Annotated in this window: 17 protein-coding genes and 1 tRNA gene; 10 read left to right on the top strand and 8 right to left on the bottom strand. The window is 46.3% G+C overall.

The features are described from left to right. Positions 1–273: 273 nt before the first annotated feature. From JaK3_RS05175 to JaK3_RS10665, 3 genes are read left to right on the top strand one after another with little or no spacing between them, the layout of a single operon-like run. Positions 274–1,035 carry a FadR/GntR family transcriptional regulator gene (locus JaK3_RS05175; RefSeq protein WP_068321592.1) on the top strand — a complete coding sequence of 254 codons (762 nt, stop codon included), beginning with the start codon at positions 274–276 and terminating at the stop codon, positions 1,033–1,035. After that, positions 1,032–3,848: a phosphoenolpyruvate carboxylase gene (gene ppc / locus JaK3_RS05170; RefSeq protein WP_068321590.1), complete on the top strand. Its 2,817-nt coding sequence runs from the start codon at positions 1,032–1,034 to the stop codon at positions 3,846–3,848. The genes JaK3_RS05175 and ppc overlap by 4 nt, the downstream gene beginning before the upstream one ends. Positions 3,849–3,904: 56 nt before the next feature. Beyond that, positions 3,905–4,066, top strand: a complete 162-nt coding sequence (locus tag JaK3_RS10665; protein WP_161484698.1) for a hypothetical protein — start codon at positions 3,905–3,907, stop codon at positions 4,064–4,066. 1,443 nt (positions 4,067–5,509) lie between these two features. On the opposite strand, the gene JaK3_RS05160 is transcribed toward JaK3_RS10665, so the two are convergent. From JaK3_RS05160 to cysS, 6 genes are all read right to left on the bottom strand, one after another. Then, positions 5,510–5,604, bottom strand: a tRNA-Ser gene (locus JaK3_RS05160). A 73-nt stretch (positions 5,605–5,677) separates the two neighbouring features. Then, positions 5,678–6,928 (bottom strand): aspartate kinase, encoded by a 1,251-nt coding sequence (locus JaK3_RS05155; RefSeq protein ID WP_068321584.1) that lies wholly within the window; start codon positions 6,926–6,928, stop codon positions 5,678–5,680. 60 nt (positions 6,929–6,988) lie between these two features. Further along, positions 6,989–8,296 carry a tRNA lysidine(34) synthetase TilS gene (tilS, locus tag JaK3_RS05150; RefSeq protein WP_068321582.1) on the bottom strand — a complete coding sequence of 436 codons (1,308 nt, stop codon included), beginning with the start codon at positions 8,294–8,296 and terminating at the stop codon, positions 6,989–6,991. Further along, positions 8,262–9,233 (bottom strand): acetyl-CoA carboxylase carboxyltransferase subunit alpha, encoded by a 972-nt coding sequence (locus tag JaK3_RS05145; RefSeq protein WP_068321579.1) that lies wholly within the window; start codon positions 9,231–9,233, stop codon positions 8,262–8,264. The genes tilS and JaK3_RS05145 overlap by 35 nt, the downstream gene beginning before the upstream one ends. Before the next feature lie 9 nt (positions 9,234–9,242). Beyond that, complete coding sequence (locus JaK3_RS05140) at positions 9,243–9,917, bottom strand: DNA-3-methyladenine glycosylase family protein (RefSeq protein WP_068321577.1); 675 nt, start codon at positions 9,915–9,917, stop codon at positions 9,243–9,245. Further along, positions 9,917–11,338 carry a cysteine--tRNA ligase gene (gene cysS / locus JaK3_RS05135; RefSeq protein WP_068321575.1) on the bottom strand — a complete coding sequence of 474 codons (1,422 nt, stop codon included), beginning with the start codon at positions 11,336–11,338 and terminating at the stop codon, positions 9,917–9,919. The genes JaK3_RS05140 and cysS overlap by 1 nt, the downstream gene beginning before the upstream one ends. 60 nt (positions 11,339–11,398) lie before the next feature. Here cysS and JaK3_RS05130 point away from each other — a divergent pair, with 60 nt between their 5' ends. The 3 genes from JaK3_RS05130 to JaK3_RS05120 are packed head-to-tail and all read left to right on the top strand — an operon-like array spanning position 11,399 to position 13,591. Further along, positions 11,399–12,334 (top strand): tetratricopeptide repeat protein, encoded by a 936-nt coding sequence (locus JaK3_RS05130; RefSeq protein ID WP_068321571.1) that lies wholly within the window; start codon positions 11,399–11,401, stop codon positions 12,332–12,334. Continuing rightward, a complete protein-coding gene (locus tag JaK3_RS05125) occupies positions 12,309–12,812 on the top strand; it encodes a peptidylprolyl isomerase (RefSeq protein ID WP_068321569.1) in 504 nt (167 codons plus the stop codon). Before JaK3_RS05130 ends, JaK3_RS05125 begins: the two co-directional genes overlap by 26 nt. Beyond that, positions 12,809–13,591, top strand: a complete 783-nt coding sequence (locus tag JaK3_RS05120) for a UDP-2,3-diacylglucosamine diphosphatase (protein ID WP_068321566.1) — start codon at positions 12,809–12,811, stop codon at positions 13,589–13,591. Before JaK3_RS05125 ends, JaK3_RS05120 begins: the two co-directional genes overlap by 4 nt. 29 nt (positions 13,592–13,620) lie before the next feature. Here JaK3_RS05120 and JaK3_RS05115 read toward each other — a convergent pair whose 3' ends face one another. Next, entirely contained in the window at positions 13,621–14,409 is a 789-nt protein-coding gene (locus tag JaK3_RS05115; RefSeq protein ID WP_068321562.1) for an inositol monophosphatase family protein, read from the bottom strand. Between the two features lie 142 nt (positions 14,410–14,551). On the opposite strand from JaK3_RS05115, the gene JaK3_RS05110 reads away from it, so the two are divergent. Then, positions 14,552–15,304, top strand: coding sequence for an RNA methyltransferase (locus JaK3_RS05110; protein WP_068321559.1), 753 nt, complete (start codon positions 14,552–14,554; stop codon positions 15,302–15,304). Positions 15,305–15,327: 23 nt separating this feature from the next. Next, entirely contained in the window at positions 15,328–16,089 is a 762-nt protein-coding gene (gene cysE / locus JaK3_RS05105) for a serine O-acetyltransferase (RefSeq protein WP_068321556.1), read from the top strand. A 74-nt stretch (positions 16,090–16,163) separates the two neighbouring features. Here cysE and JaK3_RS05100 read toward each other — a convergent pair whose 3' ends face one another. Then, entirely contained in the window at positions 16,164–16,760 is a 597-nt protein-coding gene (locus JaK3_RS05100) for an FKBP-type peptidyl-prolyl cis-trans isomerase (protein ID WP_068321637.1), read from the bottom strand. Between the two features lie 55 nt (positions 16,761–16,815). Between JaK3_RS05100 and JaK3_RS05095 the strand changes: the two genes are divergently transcribed. Beyond that, positions 16,816–18,048 (top strand): cupin domain-containing protein, encoded by a 1,233-nt coding sequence (locus tag JaK3_RS05095; protein ID WP_068321553.1) that lies wholly within the window; start codon positions 16,816–16,818, stop codon positions 18,046–18,048. A 109-nt stretch (positions 18,049–18,157) separates the two neighbouring features. Continuing rightward, positions 18,158–18,334: a hypothetical protein gene (locus JaK3_RS10735; RefSeq protein WP_167345990.1), complete on the top strand. Its 177-nt coding sequence runs from the start codon at positions 18,158–18,160 to the stop codon at positions 18,332–18,334. Positions 18,335–18,342 lie beyond the last annotated feature (8 nt).

Raw genomic sequence — 18,342 nt, 5'->3', positions numbered from 1 at the left:
TGTGGACTCGGTCCATGATCCAGAGTCCGCATAGTCATAGAACATCTTGGGGGTGCGTTTTTTGTGGAGGACCCGCAAGTCTTCAATATTGGTAATAACTGGCACAATGGATCCTCATTAATAATTGGTAAACTGGTAATACCAAAACAGGATGCATTGTGAACACAATGTGACAGATTATTTCTAAGTATATTCCCTAATATAGGGGTTTAAATAGTAAATTATGGATAGCATTTCAAAATATGAAATAAAAACGTAAAGTGGTCATACCAGATGAATCAATTAATTCGCAATAAAGAGCGCATTTCAGACAAAGTGGTAAAGGTCATTGAGGTGCAAATATTGGAGGGTTCGCTAAAACCAGGTGATCAGCTTCCTTCTGAAAGGGATCTTGCTGTAGATATGGGTGTTTCAAGACCTACTATTAGAGAGGCAATTAAAACTTTAGTTACCAAAGGTTTATTGCATACACGTCATGGTGGGGGAACGATTGTTACTGACCAACTTGACTCGTCTTTTACTGATTCTTGGCAAGAGATGTTATTTAAGCATCCCAATATCCAAGATGATATTTTGGATTTTCGCGACATGCTTGAGGGTCAGGCGGCCTACCTTGCTGCAACGCGAGCTACTGATGCTGATTTGCATAATTTAGAGCAGACTTATATCGCGGTGAATAAGGCTTATGCTGATGGGGAGCTCATAGAAATGGTGGGAGCGGATGTGAAATTTCATCAGGCTGTAGCCGAGGCCTCTCACAATGTCCTGATCGGCCATTTAAGTGCAATTTTATTAAAGCTAATTAATAATCATGTGACCCGAAATCTAAAATATCTTAATGCCAGACCTAAAGATAGGATGCACTTAGAGGCGCAGCATTTGGATATATGGTCCGCTATTAAAAACAGATCTCCTGAAAAGGCATTGGAAGTTTCTAGGGAGCATATTAAGTATGTGAAAAAGAGCATGAAGGCTAGCGCTGAAGAACATGAGCGTTTCCAAAGCGCTATTCGTAGAAGGGGTGGGGTGAAGTGAGAGTTCTCAAGAGATCTGCTTCAGAATTAAAGAATACGGAAGTCCCATTAACTGATGACATCCGCCTACTAGGAAAAATCTTGGGTGATATTGTCCGAGAGCATGAAGGCGATGCTGTCTATAACCTGGTTGAGCAAGTTCGAAAGCTCTCAGTGGTCTTTCACCGTGATGCCAATCAAAAAGCCAATCAAGAATTAACAAAATTACTGAAAGGTTTAAGCAGTGAGGCTGCGATGAAAGTGCTCAGGGCCTTTACCTATTTCAGCCACCTGGCTAACTTGGCTGAAGATAGGCATTACATTCGCCGTAGAGTTGCTTATGAGCGAATGGGCAGTCATCAGGACGGTAGTATTCCGGTAGCTATGAAAAAGCTTCATGCCGCAGGCATTACCAGTAAAGCGATCTCTCAAATGCTTGAGGGTAGTCTGATCTCTCCGGTACTCACCGCCCATCCAACCGAAGTACAAAGAACCAGCATCTTGGAATCCGAGCGTGATATTGCCCAGTTGTTAGTAGCAAGAGATCAAATTAAGGGGTCTTCTAAAGCAAGTACTCCCAATAAGGATGCTTTGCTTAATAAAGAACTTAAGCAAAACGAAGAACAAATTAAAGCTAGGGTATTGCAGCTTTGGCACACACGTTTATTACGATTTACTAAGCTTACTGTTGCCGATGAGATTGAGAATGCGCTCACTTACTATGAGATGACGTTCCTCTCGGAAATCCCCAAAATCTATGCTCAGTTAGAAGACTCTTTGGGTGCGGAAGCGGTGGCGAGTTTTCTCAAGATGGGGCAGTGGATTGGTGGGGATCGCGATGGCAATCCCAATGTCAGTGCAGATACTTTGCAATATGCAATCACCCGTCAAGCCGAATTGGCACTACGCCACTACCTCACTGAAGTGCATTATTTAGGTAAAGAGTTATCAGTCTCGGCATTGCTATTGAAGTTCCCTAAAAAAATGCAGGACTTGGCCAATGCCTCACCCGATACCAATGAGCATCGTCAGGATGAACCTTATCGCAGAGCTTTAACGGGAATGTATGCTCGCCTGGCCGCAGCACTCAAGAGCCTTACGGGGCAGGATGCCGCCCGGCATGCGATTGCACCTCAAAATCCCTATAAATCTTCACAAGAATTTCTAACGGATTTGCAAACAATTGAGGCTTCATTGGTTTCACAAGGCGCGAAGGCATTGGTTAATCGCAGGCTCCGTGGCTTAATTCGCGCGGTAGAAGTATTCGGATTTCATTTGGCTACCGTGGATTTACGTCAAAGCTCTGATAAGCACGAAGAAGTTCTATCGGAGTTGCTGAATTTTGCCGCGATTGAATGTAATTATTCTGCTTTGTCAGAGGGCGAAAAGCGTAAGTTATTACTCTCTTTATTAAAAGATCCTAGACCGCTACGAGTAGTTGGGCATAAGTATTCAGAATTTTCCATTTCTGAAATCGCCATATTTGAAATGGCAAAGAGAATGCGTGAGTTATTTGGTGCTGAGGCTATACGCCATTACATCATTAGCCATACCGAAACTGTTAGTGATTTGCTGGAAGTCTTATTACTTCAAAAAGAAGTAGGCTTATTACATGAGACTCTGGGTAAAAAAGCGACTGCCGATCTCATCGTTGTGCCTTTGTTTGAAACAATTGATGATTTACGCAATGCAGCGCACATCATGCAAGAGTTTTATGACTTGCCTGGCATATTAGATTTAGTCAAACGCTCTGGTGGCGAGCAAGACATTATGTTGGGGTACTCAGACTCCAATAAGGACGGAGGCATTGTTACCAGCAATTGGGAGTTGTATTGCGCCGAGCTCGCTTTAGTTAAGGTATTTGAGTCTCTGGAAGGTAAGCATGGAGTGAAATTACGACTATTCCATGGCAGGGGCGGTACAGTAGGTCGTGGAGGTGGTCCAAGCTATGAGGCAATCTTAGCGCAACCCCCCGGCACTGTGCGCGGTCAAATTCGTTTAACAGAGCAGGGCGAAGTGATTGGATCTAAGTATGCCAATCCTGAGATTGGCAGGCGCAATCTTGAGACCTTGGTTGCCGCAACTTTAGAAGCCACTTTATTAAAGCCCACTAAACAAGCTAGCAAGGCTTTCTTAGATGCAGCTGCTCAAATCTCGCAATCGAGCATGGACGCATATCGTGGTCTTGTGTATGAGACCCCAGGATTTGCAGAGTATTTCTTTGATGCCACACCTATCCGGGAGATTGCTAAGCTCAATATTGGTTCACGTCCAGCTAGTCGCAAAGCCAGTCAAAAGATTGAAGATCTGCGAGCTATTCCATGGGGCTTTAGTTGGGGTCAGTGTCGCTTAACGCTTCCAGGTTGGTATGGCTTTGGCTCTGCAGTGCAGGCGTTTTTGAATCAACCCAAGGCCGCTGATAAAAAGGCTGCTTTGAGCCTACTGCAAAAGATGTACAAAGAGTGGCCTTTCTTTAGAACTTTATTGTCCAACATGGATATGGCGTTGGCCAAGAGTGATCTAGCATTGGCCTCTAGATATAGTGAGCTAGTTCCTGATGTGAAGTTGCGCAAGAAGATCTTTGGCGCGATCGAGACTGAGTGGAACAAAACAGTTGATGCCCTGAATTTGGTAACTGGCGAGAAAGTTCGTTTGGCTAAGAATCCAGCTTTAGCTAGATCGATTAGAAATCGCTTTCCTTATATTGACCCACTTCACCACTTGCAGGTTGAGTTAGTGCGCCGTTATCGCGCTGGCAAGCATGATGGCCGAGTCCAGAGGGGTATACACATAGCAATTAATGGGATTGCGGCGGGGTTGAGAAACACGGGGTAAGTTATTCCCAATATGTCAAAAGAGAAATATAAATTCTTTTCTAGATTAGATGGAGTATGTTATGGGACGTGGACGCCCTAGGAAATGGTCGCTTGCGGCATGTAAGGCGGATGCTTTACATTTCACGTTCTGCAGTGAATGGCACGGAATTCCCGCCAAGCCTGTATGGCAGCCTATCGTTATGGCTGGATAGAAGAATGCACCGCCCATATGACTAAAACTAGGAAGCCCCAAGGATATTGGACGCTCCAAAGGTGCATTGCTGAGGCCAAGACTTTCAGGACAAAACAGTCTTGGCGTTTGGGCTCTTCAAGCTCATACGTCACAGCTAAAAATAGGGGTTGGTTAAATATGTGTAGCGAGCATATGGCGGGTGTTTAGTATTGTTTCTGGCTCGTAAGGTTATCTTGGTAGATAGATGGCCTTGCCCATGCCAAAGGAACATTCAAATGTAGTTTGGGAACTTCCATAATATTTATACAGCTACCTATTTAGAAAATGATACGCAACTGGATTCCTGCCCTTGGGTGTGTGCATTTTTAGCGGGCATCGCAGTAAAGCCATTCTCTTGACCTTTTAGGTGCATGCTCAAAGCCAAGCAAACTATCTGAAGGTATTTCTAATATCCCCTTACCATGCCGATGACTTTGAGGTGAGTTTTGTGCAATAAATATGGGCGAGGCTGTAATCAGTACCAAAGATATGGGTTGCGAGTGATACCGCCCCTATGTAATTTAATCAAGTAAGCGCTCATCAGAAATCCATCAAAATTTACGGAAAATATTGGACCCAGTTATTTAATTGTCTGCCCCAATCACAGTATCCGCTCAGACTCAACAAGTTAAACACTGCTGTACCAAACGAGACCGAAAAGATTGAATTCAGTTTACAGATTCGAACTTTGTACACCGCGTTTTTGTCCTTTGGTTGCATTCCAAGCAGAAATGGCCAATGAAACCCAACTATTCATTAGAGTTTATAAATGAGGAGTTCTCGTTTGGCCACTAAATCCAAAGATTCAACTCTATATCGGCCCCGCTTAATAGATGAATGGAATTCGGTTTCTGGTTTTAGTAGCCAATGGAAATACTTAGGAGTTCATACTTAAATTTCAAATTTGTAAAGAACTTAAAAAGCATAGGACCCAGGTGATAGCCATAAAAAATAGACAAGAATTGAAAATCGTTTGTCCAGATTAATGTGCAAGGGTAAGTCAGGGGGGCCCATTTTAAAAATTGGGGGGTACGGGGGTGATGGGGGTAGCTTCTAGAAAAATCATCAGGGGGTGGCCTACCCTTTCCTTTTTGGTAGAGTAACTATATGGATTTCGATAGCTCAGACAATAGCGATACCCAATTCGCTGGCAAGATTAAACTCAAACCTTTAAGCAGTTTCAACTGGAGCGCTTGATTAAGGAAGGCAAGGTCATCCCCGCCTCAAAGCTAGTTGAGGCTAAAGAACAGGAACTGCAGCGCGTCAGAGAGTTTGAGGCCGCCCAAGAAGATGAGCTAAGGCACCAGAGGGTAACGACATCCCCGCCCGAAGGTAAATTGGCAAACTTACCCCTCACAAGAGTGAGAGAAGAGGAATGATTATTGTGTGGGGAAAAATGGGGGAAATTACGGGGATTTAGTAAAAAACCCCCGCAAACCCTTGACTTATGGCGGAGACGAGAGGATTCGAACCTCCGATCAGAGTTTTAGCCCCGATGCTCCCTTAGCAGGGGAGTGCCTTCGACCAGCTCGGCCACGTCTCCGTACTTCTTACTATTACAACGCCCCACAGTTTAACGGATAACCGCTTCTGAGGGGTTTATTGCGCTTTTTGACTTACTTCTGGTCCAACTCAAATGCCTTGTGCAAGGCACGTACAGCCAATTCCATGTATTTCTCATCAATGACGACGGAGATCTTAATTTCGCTAGTGGAGATCATCAGAATATTGATGCCCTCTTCTGATAAAGTGCGGAACATCTTGCTGGCAATGCCAACATGGGAACGCATACCTACTCCAACCACTGAAACTTTAGAAACCTTAGGATCACCAGAAATCTCTTTTGCTTCAATGTGCGCTTGCACAGTGTTCTTCAGAATATCTAATGCTTTTTGATAATCAGCACGTGGCACTGTGAAAGTAAAGTCAGTCTTACCTTCTACAGATTGGTTCTGAATAATGATATCCACATCAATATTGGCATCCGCAATCGGGCCAAGGATTTGATATGCAATACCTGGGCGATCAGGAACTCCAAGAACGGTAATCTTCGCTTCATCACGCGCAAAGGCGATGCCGGAAATAACTGCGGCTTCCATAGTGCTGTCCTCTTCAAATGTAATCAAGGTGCCTGAGCTCATCTCATCAGCCAAAGGCATCAATGGGTCTGTCAAAGAAGACAGAACCCGGGTTTTAACTTTGTACTTACCTGCAAACTCAACTGAACGAATCTGCAATACCTTTGAACCTAAGCTAGCCATTTCTAGCATCTCTTCAAAAGTAATTTTGTCCAAGCGACGTGCATCTTCGCAAACACGTGGGTCAGTGGTGTAGACACCATCAACGTCTGTGTAGATTAAGCACTCATCTGCTTTCAAGGCTGCTGCCATGGCAACTGCTGATGTATCAGAACCACCGCGACCTAGTGTCGTGATGTTGCCGTTTGGGTCTACGCCCTGAAAGCCAGTAACTACTACAGCGCGACCTGCATTAAGATCCTTGAGAATCTTCTCGCTTTCAATACTCTTGATGCGCGCTTTCGTGAAAGAAGAATCGGTATGCACGGTTACTTGCCAGCCCGCATAGCTCACTGCATCAATACCTTCACGCATAAGCGCTAAGGCCAAGAGGCCAGAACTGACTTGCTCGCCTGTAGAAGCGATTTGATCTAATTCACGCGGACTGGCATCAGGATTAATTTCTTTTGCTAAGCCGAGCAAGCGATTGGTTTCGCCTGACATGGCTGAAGGCACGACCACCACTTGATGGCCAGCACGCATCCATTTAGCAACGCGTTTGGCAACATTGGCAATGCGCTCAGTTGAGCCCATTGAGGTGCCGCCATATTTATGAACGATAAGAGCCATAAAAACCGTTTATTTAACTATTTGTGACAGGGAAAACTTCCCTGAGGATCTAAAAAGGGCTTATTTTACAGGGTTTTGCACCCATTCTGGGAGTACGCGACTACCTGAGGCGATCAAGTGTGGATAGCTAAGCCCAATACCGGCCACAGCAATCAATTCATCATTGATATAGAGCAAAGGTGCTTGGCGCTCCCAGGGCGGGATATCAGCCTCCTGATAGAGGTTTTTGAGGGTTTTACGGGGGGTCTTAGGCTTAATCTGAATCTTCTCAGAGCCTTGACGCTCCCTAAGGCTAATTTTATTGTTGTCTTGAGCCTCTTTTACCCAGTTAGCAGGAAGCCCCAATTGCTTAGAGTTGGCTGGCAAGGTTTTTAAAACCCACCGCCCCGCTTCCACATTGCCCACCTGCAACATGCCGCGCCACAGGTAAATCTTTCTCTCATCATGAAGCCACTCAAGATTGGCATCTGCTTTAACTTGTGCAAGATCACGCCACCATGCATGTAAGCGCTCTTGTGATGGCATAGCCAACTGCTGTGTTTGCAACCAATAACGCAAGACATTATTTGCTGCAGGTAAATCCTCTTTTGCTAATACCAGTAGCGGCTCTAATTTCAGCTGACTCTTATTGAGAATGCCTTTGCCATCTTGCTCAGCCAGACGGTTGAGCAAAGTTTGCGCCTCACCTAGTAGCTGTGCACTACGCGCCATATTGGCCAAAGCTTCAGGCTGAATCTTTGCAAGTTCAGGAATAATTTTCATACGCACTGCATTGCGACGATATTTTGTATTTTGATTGCTGGGATCTTCAATCCACTTGAGCTTATGTTCTTTAGCATAAGCCTCCAGCTCTCGCCTACTTTGATTTAAGAGTGGACGCCACAGAGTGATGTTGTGGTTATTGAGTTCTAATTGCCTGCTTGTAGGCATGCCTGATAGGCCCGCCACACCAGAGCCTCGGAGGAGTTGCAAGAGAACCGTCTCCGCTTGATCATTTTGGTGATGCGCCAAGAGTAAATCTTCGATGCCATATTCTTCACACAGATCGGCAAGCGCTTCATAGCGCCCCGCCCTTGCCCTTGCTTCAATATTGCCTTTCTCTTCATCTGAGTTGAGATGAAGCAGTCGGAAATCAAAATGAATCTTGTATTGTTTCGCGAGCTTCTCGCAAAAGATCAGCCAATCATCCGCCGGCTTTTGCAAGCCATGATGAATATGGAATGCGAAGATTTGATTGTTGGTTTGGTTCTTGGCTTGCGCCTTGCAAACCGTATCGAGCAACACAACCGAATCGAGGCCACCACTTAAGGCAACCGCAATTCGTTTTTCCGACTTAGGACTTTGCTGTGATTTCCTTGAACTTGCCATAGCTCATCAAACGCTCATGACGACGATCAAGCAAAGCATCTACTTTCATGCCGTCAAAGGTTTTTAAAGATTCCGCAAGTGCTTTGCGCATATTGCTCATCATATTGTCGTAATCACGATGCGCGCCACCAATAGGTTCGGCCACAATCTTGTCAATCAGACCCAGAGCCTTCAAACGTTGCGCCGTGAGACCCAACTGCTCAGCAGCCTCGGGAGCCTTATCAGCCGTCTTCCAAAGAATAGATGCGCAACCTTCTGGGGAGATCACTGAGTATGTGGAGTTTTGCAACATCAATACAACGTCACCCATAGCGATTGCAAGTGCACCACCTGAACCACCCTCACCAATAATTGTTGCGATGATGGGCACTTCTAATTCTGCTTGTACAAATAAGTTGCGACCAATCGCTTCTGATTGATTACGTTCCTCTGCATCAATACCAGGGAACGCACCTGGCGTATCTACAAAAGTGAAAACAGGAATACCAAACTTTTCAGCAAGACGCATGAGGCGCATTGCTTTGCGGTAACCCTCGGGACGGCTCATGCCAAAGTTTCGCAGAGCACGCTCTTTGGTATCGCGACCCTTTTGATGGCCAATCACCATGCATGGTTGATTTTCAAAACGGGCCAGACCGCCGATGATCGATTGATCATCTGCAAAAGTACGATCACCATGTAACTCGTGGAAATCTGTAAATAAAGCGCCGACATAATCTAAAGTGTATGGACGCTGTGGATGACGGGCTACTTGAGAAACTTGCCAAGGAGTGAGATTGGCGTAAACATCTTTTGTTAGCTGCTGACTTTTTTCAGCAAGCGTTTTGATCTCATCGGAGATATCTACCGATGACTCATCTTGTACAAAACGCAGCTCTTCAATCTTTGACTCTAATTCGGCGATTTGCTGCTCAAAATCCAGGAAAGTCGTTTTCATAGTCTGATTTTAATATTCAACTGGGATTGGGTCGATACTTCTCCACATATACCAGGTGGCAACCGTACGCCATGGGGCCCAATTAGCAGCCACCTCACGTGCTTCATGGCGGCTGACAGGCTCTCCGCTGAAGTAATTGAGGGAAATAGCCTTAATAAGGCCAACATCGTCCAAAGGGAGGATATCTGGCCGAATCATGTTGAAAATGAGGAACATTTCGGCAGTCCAGCGGCCAATCCCCCGAATTGAGCTCAATTCCTTGATAACGCTCTCATCATCCATATCTTTCCATTGATTGGCATGAAGGCGCCCTGAATCGAAGTGATCGGCCAAATCACGGATGTACTCAACCTTACGTCCAGATAATCCGGCGGCACGCAATTCCTCTACTGAGAGCGCTAGGATATTTTTCGGGGTGACTTTCTTTTTGCTAGCAGCAACGACCCTATTCCAAACGGATTGTGCTGCCGCTACTGAAATCTGCTGACCAACTATGGCTCTTGCCAAAGTATTAAATGGATCGCCGCGTGTGACTAAAAAGCCTGAACCATATTTAGGAATGAGTTTTTTGAGAATGCGATCTTGCTTCATCAATTCTTTACAAGCTTGCTCCCAATATTCTGGAGCCACTTCTTCAAGTATTGCTTCTGCTTTTACTGCTTTTTCTATTTTTGCAGCCGTCATTAAGCTCTGCGCCATTCTGTTAAGCCGCCGGGTTTATCTTCCAAAACAATACCCTGCTCCAACAATGTTTTACGAATCAAGTCTGCCTTAGCAAAGTCTTTTGCTTGCTTGGCAGCTACGCGTGCCGCAATTTGTTCTTCAATTTGTGATGGAGTTAAGCCATCTTGATCCTTAGAACCCGCCTGCAAAAATGCAGTGGGATCACGCTGCAAGAAATTCAATGCTGCACCAAGAGCCTTCAATGTATTGGCAAGTAATTGCTTCTCTTCGCCTTGCGCACGATTGACTTCACTAGCCAAGTCAAACAAGACTGCAATCGCCTCAGGCGTATTGAAATCGTCATTCATGGCATCAGCAAAGCGCTTAGCCCATGGGTTGTTTGGGTCTAGCTCAATTGCCTGGGCTTTAGGGCCTTGCGCTAAAGCGGTATAAAGGCGCGCCAATCCAGAGCGAGCTTCTTCAAGCTGCGCATCACTATAGTTAATAGGGCTACGGTAGTGCGCCTTCAACATGAAGAAACGCAGCACCTCAGGATCAAAGCTTTTGAGAACATCGCGAATTAAGAAAAAGTTACCCAGTGACTTAGACATCTTCTCTTCGTTAACGCGAATGTGACCGTTATGCATCCAGTAATTTACAAAGGGGGCATCATCTTCTTTGCGGTCTTTGCCGTACAGGGCGCCTTCACTTTGGGCAATTTCATTTTCGTGGTGCGGAAATTGCAAGTCAGCACCGCCGCCGTGAATATCAAAGTGCTCGCCCAACAAGTCACAAGACATAGCTGAACACTCAATATGCCAACCCGGGCGGCCCTCGCCCCAGGGCGACTTCCAGCGTGTATCTGCTGGCTCTTCAGGCTTGGCGCTTTTCCATAAAACAAAATCTAAGGGATCGCGTTTGCCATCACCTACCGCTACACGTTCACCCGCATTTAACTCGTCTAAAGTTTTTCCAGACAATTGACCGTAACGCGGTAATAAGCGCACCGCAAAATTAACATCGCCATCATTGGCTTGATAGGCCAATTCATTTTCAATGAGCTTACCGATCATGCCTTGCATTTGCCCGATGTAATCAGTAGCGCGAGGCTCTTGATCAGGATGCATTAAACCCAACTCATCCGAGTCAGCATGCATGGCATCAATAAAACGGTTCGTTAATGCAGAGATCGGCTCGCCATTCTCAATGGCACGATTAATGATCTTGTCATCAATATCGGTGATGTTCCGTACATAAAGGACTTCATAGCCACTCGCTCTGAGCCAGCGAACTACCATATCAAAGACAATCATGACTCTGGCATGCCCAATATGGCAAAAGTCATAAACGGTCATACCGCAGACGTACATCTTCACCTTGCCCGGGACTATGGGGTTAAAGACCTGTTTAGAACGGCTAAGGGTGTTATAGATTTGCAGCATAGGGCTATAAAGGTGGGGCAAGTAGCGCCAATTTGTTAGACTGAGCGCTGAGTATATCGAATGAGCCCGTTTCACACCCCTTCCTCTATGCCCCACAACGCCCCAGCGCCACGCCCTGCCTTGAAAAAGGTCTTAGCCCCAGCTTTTGCCACTTTGGCAACCCTGGCACTTTTGTCGGGCTGCAGCACCCCTGCCCAGCAGCGGGCTGATGCTGAAATTAGAGCGTTAAATACACAGGAAGCTGGCTCTTCGCAGAGAGCGCCCCAACCTTTTTTAGGCGGCTATAGCCCAACAGATCCACCAAGACTTTCTGCTGACATGGGGTATGACCCATTAAATCCAGAACTATCTGAAACTGTTGGAGTGCCTTTTTTATCCTTCTTGATTATTGAGCCTGATCCTATTACCAAGAATGCAGTCCCATCAGATGTTGAAAAACTCATCAAGGCGCGCAAATACCAAGATGCAGTAGCTCAAATTAATGCCGATCTGAAAAAGACTCCGCGAAATGTTCAATTACGTTTCGTAAAAGCACGTTTGCAAATTGAGATGCGTCAATTTGATCAAGCCAAAAAAACTTTGATTGAAATCACACAACAGTTTCCAGAGCTGCCAGAGCCCTATAACAATCTAGCGGCGATTGCAGCAAACCAAGGTCAATGGATAGAGGCGCGAGACTATCTTGAGCTTGCCCTCAAATTGCGACCTAGCTATGCCATTGCCTCAGCCAATTTGGGTGAAATCTATATCCGCCTTGGCGCACAAGCATATGAAGATGCTGCTAAGAACGCTCAACTCAATCAACGTCAGTACTCCAATCGCGCTAAAGCACTTTTGGATGTCTTAAAGCCTCCAGCGAAGCGTCCTGTAAATCGCGCCCTCAATCCCGCAGTGAATCCATCTTTAACTACAACGGATTCATTACCAAGCAATAACCCATCCACTAACCTTCCAGAAAGTAGATCTAATAATGGCGAAAGTTCTCCTAAAAACTAATAAGGGTGATATCACCCTCTCACTCGATGCAGTTAAGGCACCTAAAAGCGTTGCCAACTTTTTGCAATACGTGAAAAGCGGTCACTACGATGGAACCATCTTTCATCGCGTGATTGATAACTTCATGATTCAGGGTGGCGGCATGTCTGCTGGCATGAAACAGAAGCCAACAGGTGCGGAAATTGAAAACGAAGCCAATAATGGTCTCAAGAATGATCGCTATACCGTAGCAATGGCTCGTACTAGCGAACCACATTCAGCAACTGCGCAATTCTTCATTAACGTAAATGACAATGACTTCTTAAACCATACCGCTCCCAATGCTCAGGGCTGGGGTTATGCCGTATTTGGCAAAGTCACTGATGGCATGGATGTTGTTGACACTATTCGCAAGGTAAAGACTGGTAGCTCTGGTTTTCATCAGGACGTTCCTGCAGAAGATGTTGTGATTGAGAAGGCCACTGTTCTCGAGGAATGATTCCGCATCACGCGAGCGCACTGCTCATATCAGACCTGCACCTCACGCCGTCAATGCCCTTGACGGCGCAACGCTTTTTTGACTTCTGTGAAAAAGAGGCTCCAAAAGTTGAGGCTGTATTTATTCTGGGTGACTTATTTGAATATTGGGTGGGTGATGATGCTGCGGCACACTCCCCTTTTCAGCAGGAAGTACAGCGTGCGATCGCCAATCTCTCCACCAAAGTAAAAACGTATTACCTGCACGGTAATCGAGATTTTTTAATTGGCCATCACTTTATTAAAAAGACTGGCATGACCCTCTTGCCCGATCCAACTACCGTTGAGATCGCTTCGAAGAAGTGGATATTAGCCCATGGCGATGCTTTATGCACAGCAGATCTTGGCTATCAAGTCTTTCGAGGCTGGGTCAGAAAGTCTTGGATTCAAAAAATCTTCTTAAGCCTGCCGCTTAATTGGCGCAAGGGCATTGCTCAGCACCTTCGCAGCAATAGTCACGCGCAATACCAACAAACACAAGCCTCAAGCGCGCATCGACTCAAGATGGATGTCACGAAACAAGCTTGTGCTGCAGTGCTAAGAGAGCACTCAGGGGATTTATTGATTCATGGGCATACCCATATGCCAGCACACCATGAAGAGGCGATGGATGATCAGCAGTGGCAGCGTTGGGTCTTATCTGACTGGGATCTCGATCACCCAGAGAGCGGTCGCCCGAGAGCGAGCGCCCTACTCATTGATGATGCCGGTACACGCTACATCGATCTGATTAAAAACTAACAGGTCGGTTACTTAATTCGGTTTCTTAATTAAGAAGCAGAGTATTTAGAAAGTGTTTGCACCATTTGTGCAAAGATGCGCGGATTTGCTGCCATCACTTCACCGCTTTGTAAGAAGCCTTCCTCACCGCGATAGTTACCAATCAAACCACCTGCTTCAGTAATCAGCAAAGCGCCTGCAGCCATATCCCAGGGTTTGAGATCGCTCTCAAAGAAACCATCGTAACGGCCAGCTGCTACGTAAGCCAAGTCTAAAGATGCGGCACCCGGACGACGCAGACCCGCACATTGGCGTGACATATCGCCAAAGATTTTTAAATACTTTTCTAAGTCCTGATCTTCACGATAAGGAAAGCCTGTTCCCAATAAAGAATTAGCCAAACGATCTTGTGTGGCAACACGCAAACGCCGACGATCTAAATAGGCGCCGGCTCCACGTGTCGCTGTAAACAACTCATCGCGTGTTGGGTCATACACAACCGCTTGTTGAGTTACGCCATTAACTGCAAGCGCAATCGAAACTGCATACTGAGGAAATCCGTGAATGAAATTAGTGGTGCCATCTAGCGGATCAATGATCCACACATTTTCTGCATCAGCATTACGCTCACCAGTTTCTTCAGCCAAAAATCCATGGGTTGGATAGGCCTCGCTGAGCGTTTCAATGATGGCCGCTTCTGCGGCTTTGTCCACCTCGGTTACGAAATCGTTGTGTTGCTTGCGGTCAACCTGCAAGCGCTCCAAATTCAAGGAAGCACGATTAATCACTGTTCCAGCGCGACGGGCGGCCTTCACGGCCACATTTAACATGGGATGCATAGTATTGATGGACAAATTAAATAAGAACAAGCTCCTTGTAATGCCTACAACTAGGGTAAATTGCATGACAATACGAAGCTAACAGATTGATTCTAAACGATTAGCGTTTATTACCCCCTATTAACCAGCCTAAAGCGCCTTGATGAATATCGAAACATCCGCATTACTCCGCTGGGTTTTAGTCGAAACCAGTCACCCAGGAAACGTGGGGTCAGCTGCTCGCGCCCTCAAAACCATGGGTTTTAGCGATCTCAGATTGATTAATCCAAAGATCAAGGGGGTTGCTTCCCATCCTGAAGCCATAGCCCTAGCTAGCGGTGCTGCAGACGTTCTAGAGGGCTCCATAGAGAGCGACTCCTTAGCCACCTCCATCGAGGGCTGCTCGCTAGTTTTGGGTCTCACCAGCCGTGACCGAGAGTTTGGTCCGCCCGCTATCGATTGGGAATCTGCTAAGGCCCTGATTGGGGGTTCAGTCCAGAGCGGTGGACAGGTGGCACTTCTCTTTGGCCCAGAAAGAACGGGGCTAGATAACGAGCATTTGGCTTTATGCACCCACAGAGTCTGGCTGGATGCCAACCCCGATTACCCCTCGCTCAATCTTGCCCAGGCGCTGATGGTCTGCGCCTATACCCTCAGAGAAACGCTTACCCAGCATGACGGTAAGCGTAACGCCTTAGCCAATCGCGAAGAAATGGCTGATTTTGCCGATCCTGCAGCAGTTGCCGCCATGCTCGAGCATTGGCGCCAGGGACTTGAGGCCATCGGCTACTTAGATCCCACAAACCCGAAGAAACTGATGCCACGCATTCAAGCCCTATTTGCCCGAAGTCGTCTGCATAAGGAAGAAATCGATCTGTTGCGAGGGATAGCAAAACAGATGCTCCTGAGAAAATAAGCACATCCCGTTAAAATCAATTTATGTCTAATTCCTTCTTCGACCAAGTCGACTCCATCATTGCCAGAGACCCTGCAGCACGGAACCGCCTCGAGGTCATTACTTGCTATCAAGGCCTGCATGCAGTTTGGTTGCATCGCGTCTCCCACTTTTTGTGGAATCTTGGCCTGAAATGGATTGCACGCGTACTCTCCATGTTTTCGCGCTTTTTAACTGGTATCGAAATTCATCCGGGTGCCAAGATTGGTCGCAGAGTTTTCTTAGATCACGGCCTAGGCATTGTGATTGGAGAGACAACTGAAATTGGTGATGATTGCACCATTTATCAGGGGGTCACATTAGGTGGCACATCGCTTTATAAAGGCGTGAAACGTCACCCCACTCTGGGCAAAGGCGTCGTTGTGAGTGCTGGTGCAAAAGTTCTCGGTGGATTTACTGTGGGCGATGGTGCACGCGTTGGCTCTAATGCTGTAGTACTCAAAGAAATTCCAGCTGGTGCTACTGCGGTTGGTATTCCTGCACGTATATTGCATCCAGATTTACCGCAAAGCGCCGATAGCAAAACCAAAGAATACTTCTCCGCTTATGGCATCACACCTAATATTGATGACCCTGTATCCATGGCGCTAAAAGGCTTGATTGATGCAACGATTGAGCAGGAAGCTAAGATTGCAGCGCTAGAAAAGGCCCTTGCCAAACTCAACAACAGCCCAGATAGTGCAGATGCTAGCTCAAGCGACACCAAGCGTGATTTAGACGCCATTAAAGAATGGTTGAAAGAGTAATTCCTGGTTATGGATGTTGCAAAGAAAAAAGGGATAGCATGCTATCCCTTTAATTTTGTCTGTAGGCTTTTAAATCAATGCAGTGTGCGTGGCCCTGCATCGTTGCCACCTAATGCACCACCTGGAAACTCTTCATCGTCATCACCATCATCGTCATTAGGCATGCCAAATGAAAAACTCTCTCCGCCTTCAGGATGGCGATTTTCAATCTCGTCATCAGTGGCGGCACGGACATCTTCAACCTGCACCCAAAAACGCAAAGCCATGCCGGCCAATGGATGATTGCCATCTAAAACTACTTGGTTGTCAGCAACATCGGTCACGGTATAAATGAGCGGCTCATCATCCGCATCATCTGCAGCTGCATCCTCTTCAGCATCAGGAACGCCCTCAAACTGCATACCCACTTCCAACGGTTCTGGAAAGCGTGTGCGGGGTTCGATCTTCAAAAGCTCCGGATCGTATTCACCAAAAGCCTCGTTGGGCTCCAACTGAATCGTAGCCTCGTAGCCAACATCTTGACCATCGAGCAAAGTTTCAATTTTCGGAAAAGTACCCTCATACCCACCGTGCAGGTATACCATCGGAGAATCTGGCTCTTCGATGACATTATTTTGTGCATCGGTTAGCTTATAGCGAAGGGATACGATAGTATTTTTTTCAATCTTCATGCGGAATTTGTCGAACATTCGGTTTTAATCAGTTTCTAAAAGCATCTATATCTTTATGACCTCATTTTACTTGAGCAAACCCTATCAACCACCCCAAGCCCCAGCAAAGCTGCCTCTAGGTAAATCCTGGGCCTTATTAGGGGGTATTAGCCCAGATCAATTCATGACGCAGTATTGGCATAAAAAGCCCCTGCTGATCCGTGGGGCGATTCCTGCATTTGGCCTATCTGCCCAGCAGGGCGAGCCACTGGATAGCCCCATTCCGTCAAAACAATTGCTGCAATTTGCATTAAATGAAGACGTCGAGTCACGCTTAGTAAAGGCTAAGCCTTGGACTTTTGATCATGGGCCATTTTCCAAGCAAGCAATACCCTCTATAGATAAGCCTAACTGGACTTTGTTGTTTCAGGGCATGGAGGCACATCATCCTGCTGCCGCAAAAATACTATCTTGGTTTCGCTTCATTCCAGATGCTCGTCTTGATGATTTGATGATTAGCATTGCTGGTGTTGGGGGTGGCGTTGGCCCACACTTTGATTCTTATGACGTCTTTCTTATTCAAATGTCCGGCAGAAGGCAGTGGCGCATTTCAGAACAGAAAGACCTCAGCCTCAATCCCAAGTTACCACTGAAGATCTTGCAGCACTTTAAGCCCGAGCAAGATTGGATACTAGAACCTGGTGACATGCTATATCTGCCGCCACACATTGCGCATGATGGTATCGCTTTAGATCCAGGTTGCCAGACTTGGTCAGTTGGATTCCGTTCACCTAGTTTTAAAGAATTATTGCAAGAAGGATTATGGCGCTTAGCTGAATCTCTCGAGGATATTCCAGACCTGGAGAGGAAATTTGCAGATCCAAAACAAAAGGCAACTCACAGCGCCGAACAATTACCCGAGGAGTTGATTCAACAGCTGCGCTCTAAACTCAAAGAATTAAAACTCGATCAAATTAATGGTTTCTTGCCTGGCATTACTAGCTACTTGTCAGAACCCAAGCAACAAGCAATCTTTGAGTCTCCAAATAGGCCTCTAAACCCACAGCAATTTCAGAAGGCGCTTGAATCCAGCAGGCTCATCCCCCATCCGCAAACCCGTATTTTGACCCTCAATAAGCAGGTTTATTGCAACGGGGAAGAAATGACAAAAGCACAGAGTCCAGCGATTACCCGCGCTTGGCAGACCCTATCGGCATCAAAATTACTTGCCAAGGCCAAAATCCAAAGTCTTGATAAATCAAGCCTTTATGAGGCTTATTTGGCTGGCTGGCTTACTTTTGAGAGCTGATTTCAGAGATGGATATAATAAATACTGGAAACTACCTAGGGACTATCCCTTGGTTTATCCAGAGAACAATTACCGGTAATTGTTGTTAATTTTTTAAAGGAATTTATAAATGAAGAAGTCACTCGTATTCGCTGCTATGTTAGCAATCGCCTTGGCCGCTTGCGGTAAAAAAGAAGAAGCAAAGCCTGTTGAAGCTGCTCCTGCTGCTGCCCCAGCTGCTCCAGCTGCTGAAGCTCCTGCTGCTGCTCCAGCTCCAGCTGCTCCTGCTGCTGACGCTAAGAAGTAATCTTCTTC

It is taken from the genome of Polynucleobacter yangtzensis (genome assembly GCF_001595965.1).
In the GTDB taxonomy this organism is placed as follows: domain Bacteria; phylum Pseudomonadota; class Gammaproteobacteria; order Burkholderiales; family Burkholderiaceae; genus Polynucleobacter; species Polynucleobacter yangtzensis.
This window is presented reverse-complemented; position numbering and strand designations above follow the sequence as displayed.

Coding starts and splice junctions, on each gene's coding strand:
- JaK3_RS05175 (WP_068321592.1), top strand. CDS start 274: ATGAATCAATTAATTCGCAATAAAGAGCGCATTTCAGACAAAGTGGTA.
- JaK3_RS10665 (WP_161484698.1), top strand. CDS start 3,905: ATGTTATGGGACGTGGACGCCCTAGGAAATGGTCGCTTGCGGCATGTA.
- JaK3_RS05155 (WP_068321584.1), bottom strand. CDS start 6,928: ATGGCTCTTATCGTTCATAAATATGGCGGCACCTCAATGGGCTCAACT.
- tilS (WP_068321582.1), bottom strand. CDS start 8,296: ATGGCAAGTTCAAGGAAATCACAGCAAAGTCCTAAGTCGGAAAAACGA.
- JaK3_RS05145 (WP_068321579.1), bottom strand. CDS start 9,233: ATGAAAACGACTTTCCTGGATTTTGAGCAGCAAATCGCCGAATTAGAG.
- JaK3_RS05140 (WP_068321577.1), bottom strand. CDS start 9,917: ATGACGGCTGCAAAAATAGAAAAAGCAGTAAAAGCAGAAGCAATACTT.
- cysS (WP_068321575.1), bottom strand. CDS start 11,338: ATGCTGCAAATCTATAACACCCTTAGCCGTTCTAAACAGGTCTTTAAC.
- JaK3_RS05130 (WP_068321571.1), top strand. CDS start 11,399: ATGAGCCCGTTTCACACCCCTTCCTCTATGCCCCACAACGCCCCAGCG.
- JaK3_RS05125 (WP_068321569.1), top strand. CDS start 12,309: ATGGCGAAAGTTCTCCTAAAAACTAATAAGGGTGATATCACCCTCTCA.
- JaK3_RS05120 (WP_068321566.1), top strand. CDS start 12,809: ATGATTCCGCATCACGCGAGCGCACTGCTCATATCAGACCTGCACCTC.
- JaK3_RS05115 (WP_068321562.1), bottom strand. CDS start 14,409: ATGCATCCCATGTTAAATGTGGCCGTGAAGGCCGCCCGTCGCGCTGGA.
- JaK3_RS05110 (WP_068321559.1), top strand. CDS start 14,552: ATGAATATCGAAACATCCGCATTACTCCGCTGGGTTTTAGTCGAAACC.
- cysE (WP_068321556.1), top strand. CDS start 15,328: ATGTCTAATTCCTTCTTCGACCAAGTCGACTCCATCATTGCCAGAGAC.
- JaK3_RS05100 (WP_068321637.1), bottom strand. CDS start 16,760: ATGAAGATTGAAAAAAATACTATCGTATCCCTTCGCTATAAGCTAACC.
- JaK3_RS05095 (WP_068321553.1), top strand. CDS start 16,816: ATGACCTCATTTTACTTGAGCAAACCCTATCAACCACCCCAAGCCCCA.
- JaK3_RS10735 (WP_167345990.1), top strand. CDS start 18,158: ATGAAGAAGTCACTCGTATTCGCTGCTATGTTAGCAATCGCCTTGGCC.